Below are 5,047 nucleotides of genomic sequence, written 5' to 3'. Positions count from 1 at the left end.
GGGGGGAGACCTCATCTTAAGGAAGGCTTCCCGCTTAGATGCTTTCAGCGGTTATCCCGTCCGAACGTAGCCAACCAGCCGTGCCCCGGGCGGGACAACTGGCACACCAGAGGTTCGTCCGTCCCGGTCCTCTCGTACTAGGGACAGATCCTTGCAAGTCTCCTACGCGCGCAGCGGATAGGGACCGAACTGTCTCACGACGTTCTAAACCCAGCTCGCGTGCCGCTTTAATGGGCGAACAGCCCAACCCTTGGGACCTACTCCAGCCCCAGGATGCGACGAGCCGACATCGAGGTGCCAAACCATCCCGTCGATATGGACTCTTGGGGAAGATCAGCCTGTTATCCCCGGGGTACCTTTTAGCCGTTGAGCGACACCACTTCCACACGTAGATGCCGGATCACTAGGCCCTGCTTTCGCACCTGCTCGACACGTCCGTCTCACAGTCAAGCTCCCTTGTGCCCTTGCACTCGCCACCTGATGACCAACCAGGCTGAGGGAACCTTTGGGCGCCTCCGTTACCTTTTAGGAGGCAACCGCCCCAGTTAAACTACCCACCAGGCACTGTCCCCCACCCGGATCACGGGCGCGGGTTAGACGCTCAAAACGACCAGAGTGGTATTTCACCAACGACTCCACGGATACTGGCGTACCCGCTTCACAGTCTCCCACCTATCCTACACAAACCGTTCCAAACGCCAATGCCAAGCTATAGTGAAGGTCCCGGGGTCTTTCCGTCCTGCTGCGCGTAACGAGCATCTTTACTCGTACTGCAATTTCGCCGGGCCTGTGGTTGAGACAGCGGGGAAGTCGTTACGCCATTCGTGCAGGTCGGAACTTACCCGACAAGGAATTTCGCTACCTTAGGATGGTTATAGTTACCACCGCCGTTTACCGGCGCTTAGATTCTCAGCTTCGAGAAGTAAACTCCTCTAACCGGTCCTCTTAACGTTCCGGCACCGGGCAGGCGTCAGTCCGTATACAGCGTCTTACGACTTCGCACGGACCTGTGTTTTTAGTAAACAGTCGCTTCCCCCTGGTCACTGCGACCCCCACCAGCTCACAAAGCAAGTTCGGTCACCAGCAGGGGTCCCCCTTCTCCCAAAGTTACGGGGGTAATTTGCCGAGTTCCTTAACCACAGTTCACCCGATCGCCTTGGTATTCTCTACCTGACCACCTGAGTCGGTTTGGGGTACGGGCCACCGACACACTCGCTAGAGGCTTTTCTTGGCAGCATGGGATCACTCACTTCACCTAAAACGGCTCGGCATCACATCTCACCCTGTGCGCACCACGGATTTACCTGCGGTGCGGGCTACATGCTTACCCCAGGACAACCATCGCCTGGGCTGAGCTACCCTCCTGCGTCACCCCATCGCTTGCCTACTACCACCTCGGGTCCCAGCCTCCCCCTACAACCAGGCCCGAAGGCCCGAAAGAAGGTTTGGGTGGTTAGCATCAGCGGGTTCAGCATGGGCGCGTGCCAGCGGGTACGGGAATATCAACCCGTTGTCCATCGACTACGCCTCTCGGCCTCGCCTTAGGTCCCGACTTACCCTGGGCGGATTAGCCTGCCCCAGGAACCCTTGGTCATCCGGCGGAGCAGTTTCTCACTGCTCATGCGCTACTCATGCCTGCATTCTCACTCCTGAACCCTCCACACCAGGTCACCCTGATGCTTCACCGGCGAACAGGACGCTCCCCTACCCACCCCAACAAGGTTGGAGTGCCACGGTTTCGGCGGTGTGCTTGAGCCCCGCTACATTATCGGCGCGGAATCACTTGACCAGTGAGCTATTACGCACTCTTTCAAGGGTGGCTGCTTCTAAGCCAACCTCCTGGTTGTCATCGCAACTCCACATCCTTTCCCACTTAGCACACGCTTAGGGGCCTTAACCGATGATCTGGGCTGTTTCCCTCTCGACTACGAACCTTATCGCCCGCAGTCTCACTGCCACGCTCTCACTTACCGGCATTCGGAGTTTGGCTGACTTCGGTAACCCGGTAAGGCCCCTAGGCCATCCAGTAGCTCTACCTCCGGCAAGAAACACGTGACGCTGCACCTAAATGCATTTCGGGGAGAACCAGCTATCACGGAGTTTGATTGGCCTTTCACCCCTAACCACAGGTCATCCCCCAGGTTTTCAACCCTGGTGGGTTCGGGCCTCCACACCGTCTTACCGGCGCTTCACCCTGCCCATGGCTAGATCACTCCGCTTCGGGTCTACAGCATGCGACTCAAACGCCCTCTTCAGACTCGCTTTCGCTACGGCTACCCCCCACGGGTTAACCTCGCCACACACCATAACTCGCAGGCTCATTCTTCAAAAGGCACGCCATCACCGCACCCCCCAGGACGCATCCTGGGTGCAGGCTCTGACGGCTTGTAGGCACACGGTTTCAGGTACTCTTTCACGACCCCTCACCGGGGCACTTTTCACCTTTCCCTCACGGTACTGGTCCGCTATCGGTCATCAGGAAGTATTTAGGCTTACCAGGTGGTCCTGGCAGATTCACACGAGATTCCACGAGCCCCGTGCTACTCGGGAAAACACCCAAGGGAGAGGTATGCGTTTCACCTACCGGACTCTCACCGTCTACGGTCGGCCATCCCAAACCATTCAGCTACACACACCTTTTCTCACTCCCCGCCCAGCCGGCAGACCAGACACAGGCACATCCCACAACCCCCCATACGCAACCCCTGCCGGGTATCACACGCACAAGGTTTAGCCTCATCCCCTTTCGCTCACCACTACTCAGGGAATCACTATTGTTTTCTCTTCCTGCGGGTACTGAGATGTTTCACTTCCCCGCGTTCCCACCAACCGCCCTATACATTCAGACGGCGGCGACACCCCATAACGAGTGCCAGGTTTCCCCATTCGGACATCCCCGGATCAAAGTCTGGTTGCCGACTCCCCGAGGCATATCGCAGGCTCCCACGTCCTTCATCGGCTCCTGATGCCAAGGCATCCACCGTGCGCCCTCAAAAACTTGAACACACAAGAACACACAAAACGACCCAACCCCCACCCCGGCCAACCCCAAAAGAGGCCAACAACAAGAGCGAGAGTCGATCAGCGATTTATTAAGATGCTCGCGTCCACTGTGCAGTTCTCAAACAACAAACAGGACCACCAACCACCACCTGCAGAAACCCACAGACATGATCGGCCCCGTAATCGAAGGCAACCCCTCACCCCCTCAGACAACCCCACCCGGGGTGAGCGGGCCCAGCAGGGCCATCACCAACCAGAGGCGAAGGTCTCCGAAGGCAGCCGAGGTGGCTGTTCCTTCAGGACCCAACAGCGTGTCCAACCCACCTGGCCCCCGACCTCGTGGTTCCCACTCCCACCGGCTCCAGGAGCTGGTGGGCGGTACTGACGGGGTCGGATACGACCTGGTGAACTGAGTAGCCAGTGCTCCACATCTACGAGCTGCCGCCCCAGACACGTTCGGTCTGGATAGCGGCTGGACCACCAACCCGTGCGGGTGGTGGCCGGTGCTCCTTAGAAAGGAGGTGATCCAGCCGCACCTTCCGGTACGGCTACCTTGTTACGACTTCGTCCCAATCGCCGGCCCCACCTTCGACCGCTCCCCCCACAAGGGTTGGGCCACGGGCTTCGGGTGTTGCTGACTTTCGTGACGTGACGGGCGGTGTGTACAAGGCCCGGGAACGTATTCACCGCAGCGTTGCTGATCTGCGATTACTAGCGACTCCGACTTCATGGGGTCGAGTTGCAGACCCCAATCCGAACTGAGACCGGCTTTTAGGGATTCGCTCCACCTTACGGTATCGCAGCCCTCTGTACCGGCCATTGTAGCATGTTTGCAGCCCAAGACATAAGGGGCATGATGACTTGACGTCATCCCCACCTTCCTCCGAGTTGACCCCGGCAGTCTCCCATGAGTCCCCACCATTACGTGCTGGCAACATGGAACGAGGGTTGCGCTCGTTGCGGGACTTAACCCAACATCTCACGACACGAGCTGACGACAGCCATGCACCACCTGTCACCCGCCCTAAAAGGACCCCACATCTCTGCAGGTTTTCGGGTGATGTCAAGCCTTGGTAAGGTTCTTCGCGTTGCGTCGAATTAAGCAACATGCTCCGCCGCTTGTGCGGGCCCCCGTCAATTCCTTTGAGTTTTAGCCTTGCGGCCGTACTCCCCAGGCGGGGCGCTTAATGCGTTAGCTACGGCGCGGAATCCGTGGAAGAACCCCACACCTAGCGCCCAACGTTTACGGCGTGGACTACCAGGGTATCTAATCCTGTTCGCTCCCCACGCTTTCGCTCCTCAGCGTCAGTACAGGCCCAGAGAACCGCCTTCGCCACCGGTGTTCCTCCCGATATCTGCGCATTTCACCGCTACACCGGGAATTCCGTTCTCCCCTACCTGCCTCTAGTCTGCCCGTATCCACCGCAGACCCACAGTTAAGCTGTGGGCTTTCACGACGGACGCGACAGACCGCCTACGAGCTCTTTACGCCCAATAATTCCGGACAACGCTTGCGCCCTACGTATTACCGCGGCTGCTGGCACGTAGTTAGCCGGCGCTTCTTCTGCACCTACCGTCAAATTCGTCGGTGCTGAAAGAGGTTTACAACCCGAAGGCCTTCATCCCCCACGCGGCGTCGCTGCGTCAGGCTTCCGCCCATTGCGCAATATTCCCCACTGCTGCCTCCCGTAGGAGTCTGGGCCGTGTCTCAGTCCCAGTGTGGCCGGTCGCCCTCTCAGGCCGGCTACCCGTCGTCGCCTTGGTAGGCCATCACCCCACCAACAAGCTGATAGACCGCGAGCCCATCCCCAGCCGAAAAACTTTCCACCACCATCCCATGCGAGAAGTGGTCATATCCGGTATTAGACCCGATTTCTCAGGCTTATCCCAGAGCCAAGGGCAGGTTGCTCACGTGTTACTCACCCGTTCGCCGCTCGAGTACCCCGAAGGGCCTTTCCGCTCGACTTGCATGTGTTAAGCACGCCGCCAGCGTTCGTCCTGAGCCAGGATCAAACTCTCCATCAAGGCCACACGACACACCCAC

General features: G+C 58.6%; 2 rRNA genes. Both read right to left on the bottom strand.

Annotated elements, in window-relative coordinates:
- Positions 1 to 3,004, bottom strand: a 23S ribosomal RNA gene (locus tag DPM19_RS34620); the annotation flags it as partial.
- A gap of 513 nt (positions 3,005 to 3,517) precedes the next feature.
- A 16S ribosomal RNA gene (locus DPM19_RS34615) occupies positions 3,518 to 5,028 on the bottom strand.
- Positions 5,029 to 5,047: the final 19 nt, after the last annotated feature.

Origin of the sequence: Actinomadura craniellae, assembly GCF_003289645.1 — a bacterium.
GTDB lineage: Bacteria > Actinomycetota > Actinomycetes > Streptosporangiales > Streptosporangiaceae > Actinomadura_D > Actinomadura_D craniellae.
Note: the sequence above shows the minus strand (reverse complement) of the source record. Positions and strands in the feature narration are given on the sequence as shown.